The 17,588-nt window shown below is 45.8% G+C and carries 17 protein-coding genes; 8 read left to right on the forward strand and 9 right to left on the reverse strand.

Annotated elements, in window-relative coordinates:
* Positions 1–247: 247 nt before the first annotated feature.
* On the forward strand, positions 248–913 hold the full coding sequence (locus tag QUA03_RS13510; RefSeq protein ID WP_333212756.1) for a response regulator: 666 nt from the start codon (positions 248–250) through the stop codon (positions 911–913).
* A 349-nt stretch (positions 914–1,262) separates the two neighbouring features.
* Here QUA03_RS13510 and QUA03_RS13515 read toward each other — a convergent pair whose 3' ends face one another.
* Positions 1,263–1,979, reverse strand: coding sequence for a pentapeptide repeat-containing protein (locus QUA03_RS13515; RefSeq protein WP_333212757.1), 717 nt, complete (start codon positions 1,977–1,979; stop codon positions 1,263–1,265).
* 200 nt (positions 1,980–2,179) lie between these two features.
* Entirely contained in the window at positions 2,180–3,379 is a 1,200-nt protein-coding gene (locus tag QUA03_RS13520) for a phosphoglycerate kinase (protein ID WP_333212758.1), read from the reverse strand.
* Between the two features lie 183 nt (positions 3,380–3,562).
* On the opposite strand from QUA03_RS13520, the gene QUA03_RS13525 reads away from it, so the two are divergent.
* Both QUA03_RS13525 and ylqF read left to right on the forward strand, forming a co-directional pair.
* The gene (locus QUA03_RS13525) at positions 3,563–3,976 is read left to right on the forward strand and encodes a universal stress protein (RefSeq protein ID WP_333151871.1); all 414 of its coding nucleotides are present in this window, start codon (positions 3,563–3,565) and stop codon (positions 3,974–3,976) included.
* Between the two features lie 172 nt (positions 3,977–4,148).
* Positions 4,149–5,003: a ribosome biogenesis GTPase YlqF gene (ylqF, locus tag QUA03_RS13530; protein WP_333212760.1), complete on the forward strand. Its 855-nt coding sequence runs from the start codon at positions 4,149–4,151 to the stop codon at positions 5,001–5,003.
* Positions 5,004–5,022: 19 nt separating this feature from the next.
* Here ylqF and QUA03_RS13535 read toward each other — a convergent pair whose 3' ends face one another.
* Positions 5,023–5,838 (reverse strand): MOSC N-terminal beta barrel domain-containing protein, encoded by an 816-nt coding sequence (locus QUA03_RS13535; RefSeq protein ID WP_333212762.1) that lies wholly within the window; start codon positions 5,836–5,838, stop codon positions 5,023–5,025.
* A 233-nt stretch (positions 5,839–6,071) separates the two neighbouring features.
* Between QUA03_RS13535 and QUA03_RS13540 the strand changes: the two genes are divergently transcribed.
* Positions 6,072–6,797 carry a carbonic anhydrase gene (locus QUA03_RS13540; protein ID WP_333212764.1) on the forward strand — a complete coding sequence of 242 codons (726 nt, stop codon included), beginning with the start codon at positions 6,072–6,074 and terminating at the stop codon, positions 6,795–6,797.
* A 125-nt stretch (positions 6,798–6,922) separates the two neighbouring features.
* Here QUA03_RS13540 and QUA03_RS13545 read toward each other — a convergent pair whose 3' ends face one another.
* Complete coding sequence (locus tag QUA03_RS13545; protein WP_333212765.1) at positions 6,923–8,110, reverse strand: tetratricopeptide repeat protein; 1,188 nt, start codon at positions 8,108–8,110, stop codon at positions 6,923–6,925.
* Between the two features lie 299 nt (positions 8,111–8,409).
* Here QUA03_RS13545 and QUA03_RS13550 point away from each other — a divergent pair, with 299 nt between their 5' ends.
* Entirely contained in the window at positions 8,410–8,679 is a 270-nt protein-coding gene (locus QUA03_RS13550) for a GlsB/YeaQ/YmgE family stress response membrane protein (protein ID WP_333128479.1), read from the forward strand.
* A 513-nt stretch (positions 8,680–9,192) separates the two neighbouring features.
* On the opposite strand, the gene sppA is transcribed toward QUA03_RS13550, so the two are convergent.
* The 3 genes from sppA to QUA03_RS13565 all read right to left on the reverse strand — a co-directional run bounded on the left by sppA (position 9,193) and on the right by QUA03_RS13565 (position 13,202).
* Positions 9,193–11,013, reverse strand: a complete 1,821-nt coding sequence (sppA, locus tag QUA03_RS13555) for a signal peptide peptidase SppA (protein WP_333212766.1) — start codon at positions 11,011–11,013, stop codon at positions 9,193–9,195.
* Positions 11,014–11,323: 310 nt separating this feature from the next.
* Positions 11,324–12,373, reverse strand: coding sequence for a type 2 isopentenyl-diphosphate Delta-isomerase (gene fni, locus QUA03_RS13560; protein ID WP_333212768.1), 1,050 nt, complete (start codon positions 12,371–12,373; stop codon positions 11,324–11,326).
* 145 nt (positions 12,374–12,518) lie between these two features.
* Complete coding sequence (locus tag QUA03_RS13565; RefSeq protein ID WP_333212770.1) at positions 12,519–13,202, reverse strand: SDR family NAD(P)-dependent oxidoreductase; 684 nt, start codon at positions 13,200–13,202, stop codon at positions 12,519–12,521.
* Positions 13,203–13,281: 79 nt separating this feature from the next.
* Here QUA03_RS13565 and QUA03_RS13570 point away from each other — a divergent pair, with 79 nt between their 5' ends.
* Together QUA03_RS13570 and fghA are read left to right on the forward strand one after the other, a co-directional pair.
* Positions 13,282–14,391, forward strand: a complete 1,110-nt coding sequence (locus tag QUA03_RS13570) for an S-(hydroxymethyl)glutathione dehydrogenase/class III alcohol dehydrogenase (RefSeq protein ID WP_333212771.1) — start codon at positions 13,282–13,284, stop codon at positions 14,389–14,391.
* 94 nt (positions 14,392–14,485) lie between these two features.
* The gene (gene fghA, locus QUA03_RS13575) at positions 14,486–15,340 is read left to right on the forward strand and encodes an S-formylglutathione hydrolase (RefSeq protein WP_333212779.1); all 855 of its coding nucleotides are present in this window, start codon (positions 14,486–14,488) and stop codon (positions 15,338–15,340) included.
* 186 nt (positions 15,341–15,526) lie between these two features.
* On the opposite strand, the gene QUA03_RS13580 is transcribed toward fghA, so the two are convergent.
* Entirely contained in the window at positions 15,527–16,441 is a 915-nt protein-coding gene (locus QUA03_RS13580) for a branched-chain amino acid transaminase (RefSeq protein ID WP_333212773.1), read from the reverse strand.
* Between the two features lie 326 nt (positions 16,442–16,767).
* Here QUA03_RS13580 and QUA03_RS13585 point away from each other — a divergent pair, with 326 nt between their 5' ends.
* Positions 16,768–17,136: a Lin0512 family protein gene (locus QUA03_RS13585; RefSeq protein ID WP_333212775.1), complete on the forward strand. Its 369-nt coding sequence runs from the start codon at positions 16,768–16,770 to the stop codon at positions 17,134–17,136.
* Positions 17,137–17,360: 224 nt separating this feature from the next.
* On the opposite strand, the gene QUA03_RS13590 is transcribed toward QUA03_RS13585, so the two are convergent.
* Positions 17,361–17,588, reverse strand: a 228-nt coding sequence (locus tag QUA03_RS13590; protein WP_333212777.1) for a hypothetical protein, incomplete at its 5' end; no start/stop codon positions are given.

The following is a 17,588-nucleotide window of genomic DNA, read 5'->3' on the forward strand; positions in this document are numbered from 1 at the left end:
GTTGACGCTTCTTCGTAAAAAGTTGTAGCTTTTGATGATAGGCCAATCAAAGAAAGAGATTGTTCCCCATATTGCTCTATTGCTTCCCCTTTTAGGCGCTAGGCGCCCCTAATTGGACTATTTGAGAAATTGTGGCGTCTTGAAATTGCAAGCCTTTATTAAGTTGCAGCAGGTAAACTCAATTAAGTTCCTACTTTGGGACTGGCAGTTTCAATAACTGTCCAACTGGAATTGGTGCAAGCCTGTCATGGAAAGAATATTAGTGGTGGACGACGAAGCAGACTGTCAAACAGTCTTAGCAATGTACCTGGAAAGTCAAGGATATCGGGTGGAATGCGCTAATTCAGGGGCTGAGGCGCTCTCGATGTTTGAAAATGCCCCCCCAGATTTGGTAATTTCAGATGTCATGATGCCGGAAATGGACGGGTTTGAGTTTTGTCGCCGTTTGCGAACTACCCGTTTGGGACAGTTAGTCCCCTTTATATTTTTGTCGGGTCAAGGCGAGTTGGAGTCAAAAGTTGAAGGTCATTCGATCGGCGGTGACGATTATCTGGTAAAACCTTTTCAGTCTGAAGAAATCTTAGCTAAGGTAAAAGCGCAGTTAGAGCGCTCTCACCGCATTCACGCCGAGATTGTCCGACTGCTGCAAACTTCTAGCGGTAGGGCGGTGGAACCACAATTTGTGCCAGTCTTGCCAGCACCTGCACCTTTGCCTTTAACACCAGCCGAGGAAAGAGTTTTTTGGGAGGTTATCCAGGGTTATACTAACAAACAAATTAGCGATCGGCTGTTTATTAGCCCCCGGACTGTGCAAGCTCATTTAGGCAGCATTTTCAGCAAATTACAGTTAGAAAATCGTGCCCAGCTTGTGAGATTTGCCCTAGAAAGAGGATACAAACCACCTCAAACTTAACTCGGAGTTCAACCTAGGGTGCGCCAGCCAGCCAGCCAGTCGATTTTAGATTTTAGATTTTAGATTTTAGATTTATTCCACAGATTCATCTGGGAGCTAAAACTTTAGTCTAAAATTTTGATCTTTCCACGACTTAAGTCGCGGGATTGTATCCGTTTTCGGGCCGGGTTAGTCGATTTTAGATTTTAGACTTTAGATTTATTCCACAGATTCATCTGGGAGCTAAAACTTTAGTCTAAAATTTTGATCTGTCCACGACTTAAGTGGGGAGCTTGTATCCATTTTTGGGAGGCGTCAAAAACTCCGGTAGCTGCCAAAATAATGGAGGCTGACGCACTCAGCAGGCAGATTATTCCACATTCAAAACACAATAAGGATAATTAGTTATCACACAAACCCCTGGCCCAAAATTCGTACCCCGGAAGTTGGCACGTTCCAAATCACCCTGCCGCACGTTATTCGCCGCATCAATATTTGTCCCGGCCAATTGAGCCCCAGGAAGCCTAGTATTTGACAAAATAGCATTCTGCAAATTAGTATCACGCACATCCGCGAAAGACATATCCGCTCCGCTTAAATTCGCACGATGCAAATTAACTCTAAACAGCAGCGAACGCCTCAAATCGGCATTCGACAAATTAGCTTGCAGCAGATAAGCTTCGCCCAGATTCGCATTAAAAAGCTTAGCACCGCGCAAATCCGCACTCGTCAAATTCGCTCGCCCCAAAAAAGCATTAGACAAATCCGCATTTCGCAGATTAGCACCATTCAATTCAGCCCCGTACATCTCCGCATTAACTAAGTTAGCATTTGCCAAATTAGCCTCACTTAAATCCGCTTCCAGCAAATTAGCTTCATAGAGATTTGCTCCGCTTAAATCCGCTCCTCTTAAATTAGCTCTGTACAAGCTAGCCTTAAACAAATCAGCATTTCTCAAGTCACAGCCTTCGCACTCTTTAGTTTCCAGCAATTGCCTAACATGATCGGGATTTTGAGCTTGAACGGGAGCTGCCAGCCCAAACAAAGCTAAACTTGCCGTTACAGTTGCCAAGAGTTTAAGTTTCACAAACAAACCTCACTGCTACTTCAAACAAATTATACTAGCAAACTATAGACTTAAAACCGATATCCTTCTCTCTTTTCTCTTCCTCTGCGTTCTCTGCGCCCTCTGCGCCCTCTGCGGTAAATATTCAAAAAAATGATTCGCAGCCAAAGATATAGACCTGCTTCCAGCAAGGCGGGCAAAGCCCGCCCTACTTAACTTAATTAAGCTTCATCTAAAGCAGCAACACCCGGCAATTCCTTACCTTCGAGCAGCTCCAAACTAGCACCGCCACCCGTAGAAATGTGGCTCATTTGTTCACCTAAATTCAACTGTTCAACAGCCGCCACCGAGTCACCACCACCGATAATTGTGGTAGTACCAGTTTTAGTAAGTCCAGCCAAAGAATGAGCAATACCTTCAGTTCCCACAGCAAACTTCTCCATCTCAAACACGCCCATCGGCCCGTTCCAGATTACCGTTTTGCAATCGGCCAAAGCATCTTGGAAAGTTTTTACTGAATCCGGGCCGATATCCAAACCCATCCAACCGTCGGGGATGCTTTCTACAGGAACAGTTTGAGTGTTAGCATCAGCAGCAAACTTGTCAGCAACTACCACATCAGTAGGTAACAGAAAAGTAACTCCCCGTTCCTTCGCCTTAGCTTCCAAAGACTTAGCCAGTTCCAGCTTGTCCTCTTCCACCAAAGACTTGCCAACGTTCAAGCCACGAGCTTTGTAGAACGTGAAAACCATGCCACCGCCCAACAGCAGTTTGTCGCACTTTTCGAGCAGTTTTTCAATGACTCCAATCTTGCTGGAAACCTTAGAACCGCCGATTATAGCAGCTAAAGGACGCTGAGGATTGTCGATCGCACTGCCGAGATATTGCAGTTCTTTCTCCATCAAAAACCCAGCCACAGAAGGACTCAGATACTTAGTAACCCCCTCAGTAGAAGCGTGAGCTCGGTGAGCAGTACCAAAAGCATCATTGACATACAAATCGGCCACAGAAGCTAACTTCTTAGCAAATTCTGGGTCGTTTGCCTCCTCCTCTGGGTAGAAGCGGACATTTTCCAGCAACAGCACATCGCCATCTTGCATCCCGGCTACTGTAGCAGCGACTTCATCACCGATGCAGTCGTCAGTCTTTTTGACCTCTTTACCCAACAATTCCGACAGGCGTTTCGCAACCGGCGTCAAGCGCAACTTCTCCGTCACACCCTTGGGACGGCCGAAGTGGCTGCACAAAATCACCTTAGCGCCCTTGGACGCTAAATCTTGAATTGTCGGCAGAGCCGCCCGGATGCGAGTATCATCGGTGATATTGCCGTTGTCGAGCGGCACGTTAAAGTCCGCCCGCACCAATACCCGTTTGCCCGATAAGTCCGATGCCGATAAATTTGCTACAGTTTTTTTTGTCACAGGATTAACCTCCTAATATGTGTGTTTTTGTCGAATTCCGTTGAAATGGCGGCACTGGTAACTTGCACCCCGGCCTCGGACGCATTCAACCGCGCCCGTACAAAAAACGGAAGATGGAACAAACGGCACTGATTGGCTTAACCTAAACATTTTATCGGAGTCCGTGTCCCGGAGATGTGCAGTATGTTCAAGACAGTCTTATTTCCTGTAGATCAAAGCCGAGAAGCCCGCGAAGCTGCCGAAAAGGTGGTCAATATCGTAAAAACCTACGGTGCTCGTTTAGTTATTCTCTCGGTAGTCGAGCCCCCAGCCGAGGAGGCCGACGCCCCCGCGCGAGAGGTGATGACTTCCCCCGAAGCAGTCGCCAAACTGCTTTCTGAGGCCCAATCGATGTTTTCCCAGCAGGGAATTGAAGCTGAAATCATCGAACGGGAAGGCAAACCAGCTTTCACGATTTGCGATGTGGCTGACGAAATTGGGGCGGATTTGATTGTGATGGGCTGTCGGGGGATGGGTTTAACCGATGATGGGGCGTCTGACAGCGTTACCAATCGGGTGATCAATCTGTCTCCTTGTGCAGTTTTGATTGTGCCTTAGTCAGTTGACTGTTGACTGTTGGCAGTTGACGGTTGGCAGTTGTTAGTTGTCATTCAAGAACTAACAACTAAGAACTAACCAATAACAACAGTCAACAGTCAACTAACCAATCACAACTAACCAATCACAATAGTCAACAGTCAACAGTCAACAGTCAACAGTCAACTAACTAATGAAAATTCACTGGTATCCCGGTCACATTGCCAAAGCTGAACGGGCATTAAAAGAACAGCTAAAGCGGGTAGATGTGGTGCTCGAAGTCCGAGATGCCCGCATTCCATTGGCTACTTATCACCCCCAAATGCCGAGCTGGGTGGGCGGCAAGCCGCGAGTCTTGGTCATCAACCGCATGGATATGATTACACCTCGATCGCGCGAGGCGTGGGAAACATGGTTTGAGTCCCAGGGGGAAACTGCGTATTTTACTAATGCCGAGCACGGTCACGGAGTACATGATGTGGCGGATGCCGTGCAGAATGCTGGCGTGCAGCTAAATAAAAGAAGGTTCGATCGAGGTATGCTGCCCCGTCCAGTCCGGGCAGTGGTAATGGGATTTCCCAATGTGGGAAAATCTGCTTTAATTAATCGGCTGTTAGGGCGGAGAGTGGTGGATAGTGCTCGCAGAGCTGGAGTAACTAAATCGCTCCGATGGATTCGCATTTCTGACGAAATTGAATTATTAGACGCGCCTGGAGTGATCCCAACCCGAATTAACAATCAAGAAAATGCCATAAAATTAGCTATTTGCGAAGATATTGGCGAAGCAGCTTACGACAATCAGGTAGTAGCAGCAGCGATGGTAGATTTGCTGCAAGGGCTGGAGGCGGCTGATGACACGTTGATATCACTATCTGGTTTCAAATCCAGGTATAAATTAGATCCAGCCTCTAGTAATGGTGAAGATTATTTGCACGAGGTCGCAAAAGACAAGTATAAAGGAGATGTCGAACGAACGGCGCGGCAGATGTTAAACGATTTTAGAACTGGTGTTTTGGGTCAACTTACTTTGGAGTTGCCGCCGGCTTGATCAGACTCGTAACCTACAACTAATCAGAAATGGTATTCAATAGAGAGTTGCTGACGCGGAGAATGTCAACTTCGTCTCCTATGTGTAATATTTTTTCTGCTGCTTGAGGTGCGAGTCGCGTGTTAACTATCAGCCGACTAAAGTGATTTAAATGCCCTTTTATTACCAGGTCAGGCATGATTTCCTTCTGCTTGGCTGTTAGTATATTTTTAAAATTTATATCGCTTGCTTGCGTCGCATAATTTCGCGTAGATAGGATACATGGCTGACCGGGATTAATAGCTTCAAATATTACTGTTCCTATTTTCAACCTCACAATTTCATCTGCTTGTGGAAAAAGTTGGTCTTCCCAAAAAGCCGGGACATCTCCTATTTCAATATTAGCTCGCAAGCGATGGCGCATCTCGTTAACGCAAACTCTCGGAAACCAAGATGCAACTTCGGCAATTGTTTCGGTACTGATAATGCTTGGCCCTGGTGCAGCCGTATTGTCGGGAAAACCTGTAAGCAAGTTTTCAATTAATTTGACAGGGAAACCAAAGTAGCTGCTCAACCAAGATTCTATTCCCAAGCGTTCTCTATCTACATGAAAAAATATTTCTTGTTCGGTGCCTTGAATTTTCAGACCGGCAATTCTCTTTTTGATGTCAAAGGATAAGCGTAGAAAACTGACTCCGCTGTTGTGCTTAGTGTTAACCAATTCTCCTGCTGCATCGCAGATTGCAAAAGAACGATCGCCTTCTAGAGCTCCGCTGGCTAGAATAGGTGCTTGACTGACTGCTATGCCGTCAAGGGACTTGACCGGATAGATATGAATGCTGGCAACGTAGGACATTTCGAGCCATTGATAAATAATAGTCGTTTTAGATACATTCTAGCATCCCTGTCCGCAGAAGGATGACTGCCATTGACTTTACTAAATAAAATATGAATGAAATAAAAATGGGCTACTTTTTTGAACTTTACATTGTGCCGGAGCAGCTTGTAAAGAAAAATCAAAGAAGTCTGACTGAGCTTGTGGTATATATTATGCTAACAAATACAAACAATTGAACCGAGTTGCAAGCAATGACTAAAAGCGAAAGAGCAGGTATGATTTCGCGACGGAATTTAATGCTGAGGGCTGGTGCAGGGATGCTGGCGGCAAGCTTGGCACCAGCGTTTTTACAAGCCGAAGTAGCAAAGGCAGAGGCAATCTCTGACATTACTCCTACTGACATTACTCCTAACAGTGCTCTTAAGAAATTGATGGAGGGGAATCAACGCTACATTGAGCAAAAACGGACATTTCCCGACCAAGCTCGATCGCGAGTTGTAGAAGTAGCACAGGGTCAACATCCGTTTGCAACTATCCTGGCTTGTTCTGATTCGCGGGTTGCTCCCGAAATTATTTTCGACCAAGGATTAGGGGACTTATTTGATATTCGAGTAGCTGGAAATTTCCTCGACGATGTAGTTCTTGGGAATATAGAATATGCCACCTTAGAATTAGGCGTGCCACTATTAGTAATTCTGGGTCACGAACGCTGCGGTGCTGTCAAAGCAGCTTTAGATGGTAAAGCTGTGCCGGGTCACATTAGCACTTTGGTGGCGGCGATTAAACCCGCAGTAGATTCGACCAAAGGTCAAACAGGCAATGCGTGGGATAATGCAGTCAGAGCTAATGTGAAAATGAATGTAAATAAGTTACAATCCTCGTCGCCTATTTTAGCTGAAGCAATCAAAGCCGGCAAGCTTAAAGTTGTTGGGGGCCGCTATGATTTGGATAGCGGCAAAGTAGAGATAATTGCTTGATTTGGCTGGTAATTTTCAGAATTTGTAGGGTAGTGCCAAGAGTGCCTACCCCTTGGGGAGCGAGGGTAAACCATCGGGGATTGCCCCTAAAAATTATTGGGTAACGATAAAGTAGATAGGGAAGTTTACATTAAACCCATTTCTTGTAGTCCCCGGCGCAAGCGTTCTGCTTCAAAAGGGCGGCGCTGTTCGTGAAGGGCGATCGCTCTTTTGAATTCTGCTAAACTCTCTGGCATTTTGCCAATTTTTAGCAAGGCAACTGCCAAGTTTTGATGAGCTTCCGCGTGTTCTGGATCGATTTTAATCGCTTGTCTGTAATAGGCGATCGCATCTGCTAAATTTCCGGCTGCCTTCAACGTCAGTCCTAAATTGTAGTGACCTACTGCAAAATTGGGGTCTATTTTTAAAGCTGCTTTGTAAGCTTTTTCAGCAGATTTCAAATCTCCTTCATCTTTGAGCAAATTGCCCAAATTATTGTAAGCACCCAACTTGAGTGGTGGGAACACATTGGTATTAATTGCCGCTTGATAGTGTTCTTTTGCTTTTACAAATTGCTGCTGCTGGCGATATGCAATTCCCAAATGATAGTTCAGCTCGTAAACAATAGAATCATCAATTGCCTCGGCAGTCAAGCCTTTGTTTAATAAATTAATTCCCCGCCCGATTTGCCCGCTTTCTACATACAGCGCACCTAATTTGCTACAAGCATAAGCATCGTTTGGATAATAAGCTATATAGCGTTCCATTGCTGCTTGAGCTTTTTGGAATTTACTTTTTGCGGCGATCGCATCTTTTTGATAACCAGAGTGCCAAATCGCCACATCGGGGAGAGAAGCTATTTTCCAATTTGGTTCCCTGTGCAAAATCTCAGCCACGCTGTCGTCTACCATGGCGTGGTAAGGGCGAGAAAAGCGGATGTCGGGGCGATTGCGAAACAAGCGCGACACTAGGGAATAGGGAGATTGAGAGGCACCGATTTCTTGGCGGATGAGATTGATTAGCAGCAGTTGCTCGCTCGCAATTGCCTGCTTAATTTGAGGTAGAATCTCCGGTACCAAAACCTCATCGGCATCCAATACCAAAATCCAGTCGCCCTGGGCGTGCTTCAGACACTCATTGCGCGCCGCTGCGAAGTCGTCGCACCATTCAAAGTCATAAACCCTCGCCCCGGATTCTCTGGCAATTTCACGGGTGCGATCGCCCGATCCCGTATCCACCACCACTATTTCGTCAACAACACCCTTAACGCTGTCCAAAGTCCGCGACAGTGTTGCCTCTTCATTCTTCACAATCATGCACAGAGTCAGATCCATCGGGCGCAAACTTTCCTCATTTCACAAAATTATTGTAATTTTTTTACCAGTAAAACACAAAAAGTCCCAGAAAAAATTCTCCTATTTCCTTTTTGCTTTGAGCATAAGTACCTTTCTTCCCTCGAAAAAGTGGGTTAACTCTTTTGAGATATTAAAAAACCTCAAACTCGGACGATTCATGAGAAATCCTACCACTTTCAGTTCATCCCTGCGGTAGAGGTAAGAGCGGGATAGGGGTTGTTATTCTTAGAACATAAGACAAGGCACAAGAAAAGTTTAAGTATTCAGGAGAAAGAGAAATGGGAATTATTGCTTGGATCGTTTTAGGACTGATTGCCGGTGCGATCGCCAAAGCCATTTATCCGGGATCTCAAGGCGGCGGTTTTCTGGCAACAACAGGTTTAGGAATTTTGGGCGCCCTAGTGGGAGGTTATCTAGGTCAAGTCTTGCTGGGGACGAGCGGGGGAGCATCCTTCGGAGCATTGACACTACCCAGCATAGCTTTTGCAGTCGTAGGTGCGATCGTTCTACTTTTCATCTGGGGATTGTTAACTCAGCGTGCTGCATAACAAATATTGCCAATTCCCAGTCGATCGACTTTTAGGGTATTCATAAACCCGGTTTCTTGAAAAAACCGGGTTTTTCAGTTGTTTGTAGGTGCGTCAATCGATTTTAGATTTTAGATTTTAGATTTTAGATTCTAGAGGCGACCCCACGGATAAATGCGGGGGCTCTTCTGATTTTCGATTTGCGATTTTGGATTGATTCCACGGATAAATCCGGGGGCTGTACCATCAAGAAATTCTTGGCCAATCGATTTTAGATTTTAGATTTTAGATTTTAGAGGCGACCCCACGGATAAATGCGGGGGCTTGAGAGTTTTCGATTTGCGATTTTGGATTGATTCCACGGATAAATCCGGGGGCTGTACCATCAAGAAATTCTTGGTCAGCCTACTTTTACCAAATCCGGGTTAAAAACCCCTATCAGACTCAGCGCTTGCAACGGTTCAAGAGCAAAACTTTCGTCTCAACAGAGCGGGACTAAGAATAAAGGGGTAAAAATCCCGGACTTGGTATTAATTAATCAATTCGCAAATTGAAAGGCAAGCGAACATAAATCCCCTGCGGGTCGTTCATCGACTTGATCACAGCCAATTCCTCTTGCATTTTCTTAAATTCGGCCGTTAGCGGGTCGAGTTTGGCGGCTGGTTTCAAAACGTGAACGCCTGAAATTCTTTCCAAAATTCGCTCCTCCAAGCTGCGGCGTTTTGGATATTCTTCCAACTTCCAATCATCGCCGAGTTTAGCTTGCTTAGCCGCTTCTCTGACAGCATCTTCAAGGCCACCAATTTCATCGACTAAACCCAACTGTTTCGCGGCGGTACCAGACCACACCCTGCCTTGAGCAATTTCTTGTACCTTGTTTTTCGGCAGTTTGCGGGAGGTGGCGACTTTAGTAATAAATCGATCGTAAATGCGATCGACTATCCTCTGAATATTCGCCAATTCTTGAGGATTTTTCGGGCGGGCAACCGTGTTAGTATCCGCAAAGCGACCGGTTTTCACCACGTCCCAAGTTAGACCGTTGTTAGCAGCCAATTTTTCGGCGTTGAACAGCATTCCAAAAACACCAATAGAACCAGTAATCGTATTGGGTTCGGCAAAAATGCGGTTGGAACCCATCGAAATCCAATAGCCGCCGGAAGCTGCTAAATTGCCCATTGAAACAATAACGGGTTTCTTTTTCCCCGTCAGCATCACTTCGCGCCCAATGACTTCGGCCGCCGTCGCACTGCCTCCGGGACTGTTGACGCGCAAAACTACCGCTTTTACGTCGTTATCTTCTCGGATTTTCCGCATTTCTTGAGCGATGCGATCGCCTCCTACTTCAGTCGGGCCCCCTTCGCCGTCTACAATTTCTCCCTCGGCGTAAAGTATAGCAATTTGGTTTTTATTGTTAGCGTGAGTTGAGTTTTTATTCTCAGCAATTTTCGCGTAGTTTTTCAAACTAATTTGCTTGAAAGATTTGTTTTCGCGATCGGTTCCTGTGAGTTTTTTGAGTTCAGTCGATATTTCGTCAAAGTATACAACTTTATCAACTAACTTGTTTTTGAGAGCTTCGTCAGCCATCAAAGTTCCGCCACTATCTGCAAGCGCTTGCAGTTGCGGAACAGTCACTTTGCGACTCGGGGCGACAGTTTGCAGGTATTCTCCCCACATATCTCCGAGCAACTTTTGAGTTTGCTGGCGATTTTCTGGACTCATTTTTGTGAGCAAAAACGGTTCAACGGCTGACTTGTATTTGCCGACGCGAGTCACTTGCACTCCCACGCCGTATTTTTCCAAGGCACCGGTGAAAAACATTGCCTGACTGCTAAAACCGTTGATTTCCAAAGCGCCGTAAGGATTGACGGCAATTGTATTAGCAACGGAACCGAGGTAATAATCTCGCTCGTTCCAGTCCATCTGGTAAGCAAAAATAGGTTTTTTGGCATCTCGGAAACGCTGCAATGCCGATCGAACTTCTTTGAGATTGGCAAACCCGCTGCTGCTCGAATCCGAGCTGCCTTCGAGATAAATGCCAACGATTTTCGGGTCTTTTTTCGCATATTCGATCGTGTCTAAAACAGTCCGTAGCGTCACTGTATCGCCGGAATCTTCCGAAAGCACTTCTTCAATCGCCGCGCCAGTGCTACGGCTCGGTTTGCTGTCGGTGATATTTGAAGAAAGGTCTAATACCAATACAGACTTATCTTTAACTTGCGGGCCTGAATCTTTAGACGACGATGCCGCCATAGCAATTAGCAGTACCAGTCCCCCCAATCCGATGCTGCCCAGCAGCAGCAGTCCTAGGAAGGTTCCCAGTAAACTTGCACAGGTATATTTTAGGAAATCTTTCATTAGATAATTGGTAATTAGTTATTAGTCAATAGTCAGTAGTCAGTAGTCATTAGTCATTAGTCAGTAGTCATTAGTTATATCACATCCGGTTAGAGCGGAATGATACCGAGCGTGCAAGCGTCCCCGCACGCGATCGAGACGCTCGCACTGCACTCGGAAAAATATGATTCCGATGCCAGCGGAAATGATATTATTGGTAATTCCTGGAAGTAGGATTTAGCACTTATCTGCTGTCGTTAGTTATTAGCTTATGACTAATGACTGTTGACTAATGACTGCTGACTAATGACTTTTGACTGCTGACTCACTTTTATCTTAACCTTTCCAAAACCCCAGAATGTTTTAACTCATCCAAATTACCGCAGCCTGTACAGAACATCACGGTGGCGATTTCTGCAATTAATACCTCAGCAAGGAGGGCTGCGGCTGATTCCGATTCCGCTGCAGCTTGTAGAAACGGCCGCGCCAGTCCCGCAATATCCGCGCCAAGGGCGAGAGCCTTCGCTGCATCCAACCCATTCTGCAATCCTCCAGAGGCAATCAGAGGAACATCCGGCGCTACGGCGCGGGTGCTGACAATGCACTCGGCTGTTGGTATTCCCCAGTCGGCAAAGGTTGCGCCCAACCTGCGCTGCTTGCCATCTTTAGCTCGCTCTCCTTCTATTTTCGCCCAAGAAGTACCTCCGGCCCCGGCAATGTCGATCGCACCTACCCCAGCGGCGAGCAATTTCTTTGCCATTTTTCCTGAAATACCGTTGCCGACTTCTTTAGCAATAACTGGTACTGGTAATTTATCGCACAATTTGGCAATTTTATCTAGCAGTCCTTTAAAGTTAGTATCGCCTTCGGTTTGAACGCACTCTTGCAGCGGATTGAGGTGCAAAATTAGTGCGTCTGCTTCTAAAATATCAACAATTTTTTGGCACTCTTCCAAACCATAATTGTAGTTTAGTTGAACTGCTCCGATATTGGCAAATAACAGAATATCGGGAGCGCGACGACGGACGGCAAATGTAGGAGCTAGTTGAGGATTTTCTACAACGATTCGCTGGGAACCGACTCCCATTGCTAGTTTGTATTCTTGAGCAACATCGGCGAGGCGATAATTGATTGTCTGGGCTAATTCTGTGCCGCCGGTCATCGAGGAAATTAGCAGGGGAACGGCTAGTTTTTTGCCGAGGAATGTGGAGGTTAAATCGATTTCAGTGCGATCGAGTTCTGGCAAACAGCAGTGTTCAAAACGGTAGCGTTCTAGGCCGCTGGTAGTTTCGCGAAATTGTACGTCTTCTTCGAGGCAAATCCGCAGGTGGTCTGCTTTACGGGTTTCGGTTTGCGAGGGGGAGGTTAGCGGCAAGTTCACAGTTGCTATTTGGGGAAAGAGTTGTGATTTGGGAATATAGCAATTTTATTTCATTTTTGAGATTTTTTTATGAACCGCAGAGAGCGCAGAGGGCGCAGAGGAGAAGAAAGGAGAGATGTTCGCAAATCCTGTAAGGGTTGCTGTATTATCCAGGAACAGTCAGCGGCATTCCGTTATCGGAAGCTTTCAACTTGAGTAAAAAAGGAACGGCTTTTTGCACCCATGCTTTGACTGATGGGTAATTTGCCGCATCTTCTCCGAAACAAATATCCAGCATATCTGTGTGAATTATCCCCGGATTCAAAGGAACTGCTGCCATACCTGCGGGCAATTCTTGAGCGAGCGATCGCGTAAGTCCTTCTATTGCCCACTTGGAAGCGCAATAGGGCCCGACTTCCGGCGAAGTTGACCTTCCCCAACCAGAACTAAAGTTGACAATTATGCCGTTTTTTCGAGCAATCATTGCCGGGACAAAGTGGCGAATTATATTAGCCGTACCTTTAATATTAACATCAATTACCTGCGAAAATTCTTCGTTGCTGACATTCCAAAGAGGCGCTAGGTGATTAGCTACACCTGCATTATTAATTAGCAAATCTGGCGGCTCATTTTTTACCATAATTTCTGTTGCCCAAGCTTTTACTCGATCGTCGTTGGTGACATCCAAACAAGTAAAATGGTGGGGCGCACTATATTTTTGGTTGAGTTTCTCCACCGCTTCCGAAGAACGGGCGCATCCCACAACTGTATGTCCCAATTCAATAAACTTTTCGGTCATGGCAAGACCTAGACCGCGACTAACTCCGGTAATTACAATTAATTTTGTCATAGATTTGCTCCAAGTTTGACATTAAGTAATACAATACATATTGACTGGTGAATTGACAAATAGAGGGCAGGGAGAAAGCATGAAAGTAAAAGCAGCAGTTGCTCGTAGTGCCGGCAAACCTTTGAGCATTGAAACGGTGGATCTGGATGGGCCGCGGGCTGGAGAGGTGCTGGTGGAAATTAAAGCCACGGGTGTTTGTCACACTGATGCTTACACTCTTTCCGGTGCCGATCCTGAAGGCTTGTTTCCGGCTATTTTAGGCCACGAGGGAGCCGGGATTGTCGCAGAAGTGGGGTCGGGAGTAACGAGTGTCAAAGTGGGCGATCGGGTAATTCCTCTCTACATTCCCGAATGCCGCAACTGCGAATATTGTTTGAGCCGCAAAACAAATCTCTGTCAAGCAATTCGCGTGACTCAAGGGCAGGGAGTGATGCCCGACGGCACGAGCAGGTTTTCCATAGACGGGCAGAAACTTTACCATTACATGGGAACTTCTACCTTCGCTAATTATACAGTATTGCCAGAAATTGCAGTAGCAAAAATTCGCGAAGATGCTCCTTTTGATAAAGTTTGTTTAATCGGCTGCGGCGTAACAACTGGCATCGGCGCTGTCATAAATACTGCGAAAGTAGAGCCTGGTTCTAATGTGGTAGTTTTCGGTTTGGGTGGCGTGGGTTTGAATGTAATTCAAGCGGCTCGCATGGTGGGAGCTAACATGATTGTCGGCGTAGACTTGAATCCCGATAAGCGAGAGATGGCGGAAAAATTCGGCATGACTCACTTTGTCAATCCTCGCGAAGTGGAAGGCGATTTAGTGCCTTATTTGGTAGATTTAACCAAAGGCGGAGCTGATTACAGCTTTGAATGTATCGGCAACATTAATGTGATGCGCCAAGCATTAGAATGCTGCCACAAAGGTTGGGGTGTGAGCGTAATTGTCGGGGTAGCGGGAGCAGGTCAAGAAATTAGCACTCGCCCGTTTCAGCTAGTAACTGGTAGGGTTTGGAAAGGCACGGCTTTTGGCGGCGCAAAAGGCAGAACTGATGTTCCTAAGATTGTTGATTGGTACATGGACGGTAAAATTGATATTGATAGTCTGGTAACTCAGGTAATGCCGATCGACAAAATCAATGAAGCCTTTGATTTGATGCACAAAGGCGAAGTAATTCGCACAGTTTTGACTTTTTGAAGGAAGAAGGAAGAAGTTCGGCAACAGATTTTGTAACGGATGTAACGGATAGAATAAAGATTAATTCCCAATGCCCAATTCCCAATTCCCAATTATGCTCTCTGACTCCCTAAAACTGCACAAAGAACAGAAAAGTTTCGGTGGCAAACTCGGCTTTTACAGCCATCAATCTTCCGCTTGCAACAGCGAGATGAAATTCGCTGTTTACCAGCCGCCGCAAGCTTTATCTCAACCCGTACCAGTTTTGTATTTTCTATCAGGTTTAACCTGCACGGAAGAGAACTTTATGGCAAAAGCGGGGGCGCAACAATTTGCGGCAAAATATGGGTTAATGCTGGTTGCGCCCGACACTAGCCCGCGCAACACGGACATCCCTGGGGAAGATGAGGATTGGGATTTAGGAAGTGGTGCGGGTTTTTATGTTGATGCGACAGCCGCACCTTGGAAGGCTCACTATCGAATGTACAGTTATGTGGTTGATGAATTGCCGAATTTAATCGCCGAAAATTTTCCAGCGATACCGGAAAAACAGGGAATTTTTGGTCATTCGATGGGCGGACACGGGGCGTTAATTTGCGCGTTGAAAAATGGATCTCGCTATCTTTCTGTTTCCGCTTTTGCGCCTATTTCCGCCCCAATGCGCTGCCCTTGGGGACAAAAAATATTCGGACACTACCTCGGTTACGACAAAGAGATGTGGAAGACGTGGGATGCTAGCGAATTGGTGCTGGAGGCACAATACAACCGTCAGATTCTGATTGACTGCGGCACTGCTGACTCCTATCTCGCTGACGGGCAGTTGTTGCCTGAAGTGTTCGCAGAAGCTTGTGCAAAAGCGGGACAGCCACTAACTTTAAGGATGCAGGAAGGTTACGACCATAGCTATTATTTTATAGCTAGTTTTATGGAGGATCACATTCGGCATCACGCGGCTGTTTTGTGCGGGTAGTTCCTAGCAGGAAACAGGCAAGATGCCTGCTCCACAACAACGGTTAGGCTCTACCTGGGAACCGATATCCAGAGGCTCTGCCTCGCATGGCTGCCATGAAATGTGGAGGCCGATGCTCCTGATCTGCGTTACCAGGCTCTGCCTGGTAACGAGTGAACTCGCTTCTACGATCACAGGTATTTTCGGTTAATTAAGATTAATCGGAAATACCCAGTCTTTGTACTTGCTGTCCCGATTTTCGATAATCCCGGTTAGTTTGTCCAAAACCTTTTCGGTGATGGGTCGGTTTGTGGGCAAGTGATAGTTTTCTACTCGTTTAATTGGCGTAATTTTGGCTGCGGTTCCGCAGAGGAAAATCTCGTCTGCAATCAACAGTTCTGATCTATCAACGGGTCTTTCTATGACCTCAATTCCTAAGTCTCTGGCGATTGTGATTACACTGTCTCTGGTAATTCCTTCGAGAATATCTTGCTCGAAACCGGGAGTAACTAATTTACCGTTTCTGGCGACAAATATATTCATTCCTGAAGCTTCGCTGACTTTTCCCTGAGTGTTCATCATAATAGCTTCGTCGAAGCCGGATTCTACTGCTTCTGTTTTAGCTAAGGCTGAGGTGATGTAAGCGCCACTAATTTTACCTCTTAAGGGCAAACTGCGGTCTTCTTGGCGGTACCAAGAGCTAATTCTACAGTTTACTCCTTCTTTGGGTAAATAGTCTGAAAGTTCTAATCCATAGACAAAAAAGTCGGTTTCTACGTTATGCAGTCGCGGGGCAATTCCTAAACTTGATGTGTAGATAAAAGGGCGGATATAAAATGATTTTGTTGGTTGGTTTTTCTGAACAAAATCAATAATTATTTGTTGGATTTTGCTGGCGGGTAAATCGCAGTGAAGGAAGCTGGCACTTTGACTTAATCTTTGACAGTGGCGGTCTAATCTAAATAGCAATATTCGATCGGCATTTTGGGGGTCGGGAATTCCCCGCAACCCGCCTAAGACTCCGGTTCCGTAGTGCAGTGCGTGGGTGGCTATGGAAATTTTGGCGTCGGTAAAGGGGAGAAATTGGTTTTGAAAGTAGGCAATTGGCAGAAAACTATCCATGATTCAAGCTGGCGATGAGTTTTGCAGTCCACGAGGAAAGCTGAATTGGATAATATTACCATAACTTATACCATTTTAACTTTAAGATTTTAGATTTTAGATTTACAATGACTGATTTGATATAAGTTTGGAGGTCGTCTAAAGTTATCTTTTTTATTAAATGAGATGATTATTGTGTTATTCGATGGAGCGATAAAATAATATAAAATGCGGTCATTTGGGTTGATAATTGTTTGGGGAAAGAGTGCGAACCTCTTCGTTGGCGAAGCCCCCGTAGGGGGGGGCTTCACTAACGACTACAAACAAAAATAAACCAATGGACAACTATGACACGTAAATGTTTCATCATTGAAATGGGGATGGGTATAGACCAGCACGGGCAGGAACCGACTGTAGCCTGTGCAAGGGCTGTACGAAATGCGATCGCCCATAATGCTCTCCTAGGCGTCTGGGAAGTGGCGGGTTTGACCGACCCTAATCAGATGATTGTTGAGGTTAAGGTGGCTGTTCCTTACCCGGAACAAGTGCGCGCCGAGGAGGTATTGGCGGTGCTGCCTTTTGGCAGCAAAACTCTGATTGTGGAGCAAGGAGGCATGATTGTGCCAGGAAGGGCGATCGCCTCTCTGAATGATAAAAATGATGAAATGCTAATCGCTGTGGCGGCTGTGACTGTTTTTGTGGACACTGAGGACTAATTAATTTGGTGTTGTTTGAAGAAATCGCCCGATCGCACTTGCTTGTTTTCGCGATCGGGCGATCGAACGCCTGTCTGTTAAAAAATGATTAATTTAGACTAAATTGTAGGCTGCCCCGGAGATATGGCATGAAATATCGTAGGAAATCTGAGGCTTGAGGCACCCTCCAATAGGTTGGTTGCACGGTAAGGTTTATGTGCGCCTACGTACTTAATTTTGAAGTTTTAATTGATAATTTTTAATTTTTCAGGCGACCGGGTATGTAAGCAATCCAGCAAAACCCTACGATAAATAAGAGCCAGGTTGCTGTAATATTGTTGCCCAACAAGTTGCGGAGAAAATCTTCCATTTTTCTCAAAAATTATAGGGTTTAAACTGAAGTTCCCCCAGTAGGGGGAATGTTCAAATCTCACAAACCCTTGCACTACAAGGAACGATCGCCTTTTTACCCC

It is taken from the genome of Microcoleus sp. S36b_A4, from assembly GCF_036700645.1.
Taxonomy (GTDB): Bacteria; Cyanobacteriota; Cyanobacteriia; order Cyanobacteriales; family Microcoleaceae; genus Microcoleus.

What these genes read in the sequence shown, in the direction of transcription:
- ylqF (WP_333212760.1), top strand. Translation starts at nt 4,149, where the DNA reads ATGAAAATTCACTGGTATCCCGGTCACATTGCCAAAGCTGAACGGGCA.
- fghA (WP_333212779.1), top strand. Translation starts at nt 14,486, where the DNA reads ATGCTCTCTGACTCCCTAAAACTGCACAAAGAACAGAAAAGTTTCGGT.
- QUA03_RS13580 (WP_333212773.1), bottom strand. Translation starts at nt 16,441, where the DNA reads ATGGATAGTTTTCTGCCAATTGCCTACTTTCAAAACCAATTTCTCCCC.
- sppA (WP_333212766.1), bottom strand. Translation starts at nt 11,013, where the DNA reads ATGAAAGATTTCCTAAAATATACCTGTGCAAGTTTACTGGGAACCTTC.
- QUA03_RS13525 (WP_333151871.1), top strand. Translation starts at nt 3,563, where the DNA reads ATGTTCAAGACAGTCTTATTTCCTGTAGATCAAAGCCGAGAAGCCCGC.
- QUA03_RS13570 (WP_333212771.1), top strand. Translation starts at nt 13,282, where the DNA reads ATGAAAGTAAAAGCAGCAGTTGCTCGTAGTGCCGGCAAACCTTTGAGC.
- QUA03_RS13510 (WP_333212756.1), top strand. Translation starts at nt 248, where the DNA reads ATGGAAAGAATATTAGTGGTGGACGACGAAGCAGACTGTCAAACAGTC.
- QUA03_RS13540 (WP_333212764.1), top strand. Translation starts at nt 6,072, where the DNA reads ATGACTAAAAGCGAAAGAGCAGGTATGATTTCGCGACGGAATTTAATG.
- QUA03_RS13585 (WP_333212775.1), top strand. Translation starts at nt 16,768, where the DNA reads ATGACACGTAAATGTTTCATCATTGAAATGGGGATGGGTATAGACCAG.
- QUA03_RS13565 (WP_333212770.1), bottom strand. Translation starts at nt 13,202, where the DNA reads ATGACAAAATTAATTGTAATTACCGGAGTTAGTCGCGGTCTAGGTCTT.
- QUA03_RS13535 (WP_333212762.1), bottom strand. Translation starts at nt 5,838, where the DNA reads ATGTCCTACGTTGCCAGCATTCATATCTATCCGGTCAAGTCCCTTGAC.
- QUA03_RS13545 (WP_333212765.1), bottom strand. Translation starts at nt 8,110, where the DNA reads ATGGATCTGACTCTGTGCATGATTGTGAAGAATGAAGAGGCAACACTG.
- QUA03_RS13550 (WP_333128479.1), top strand. Translation starts at nt 8,410, where the DNA reads ATGGGAATTATTGCTTGGATCGTTTTAGGACTGATTGCCGGTGCGATC.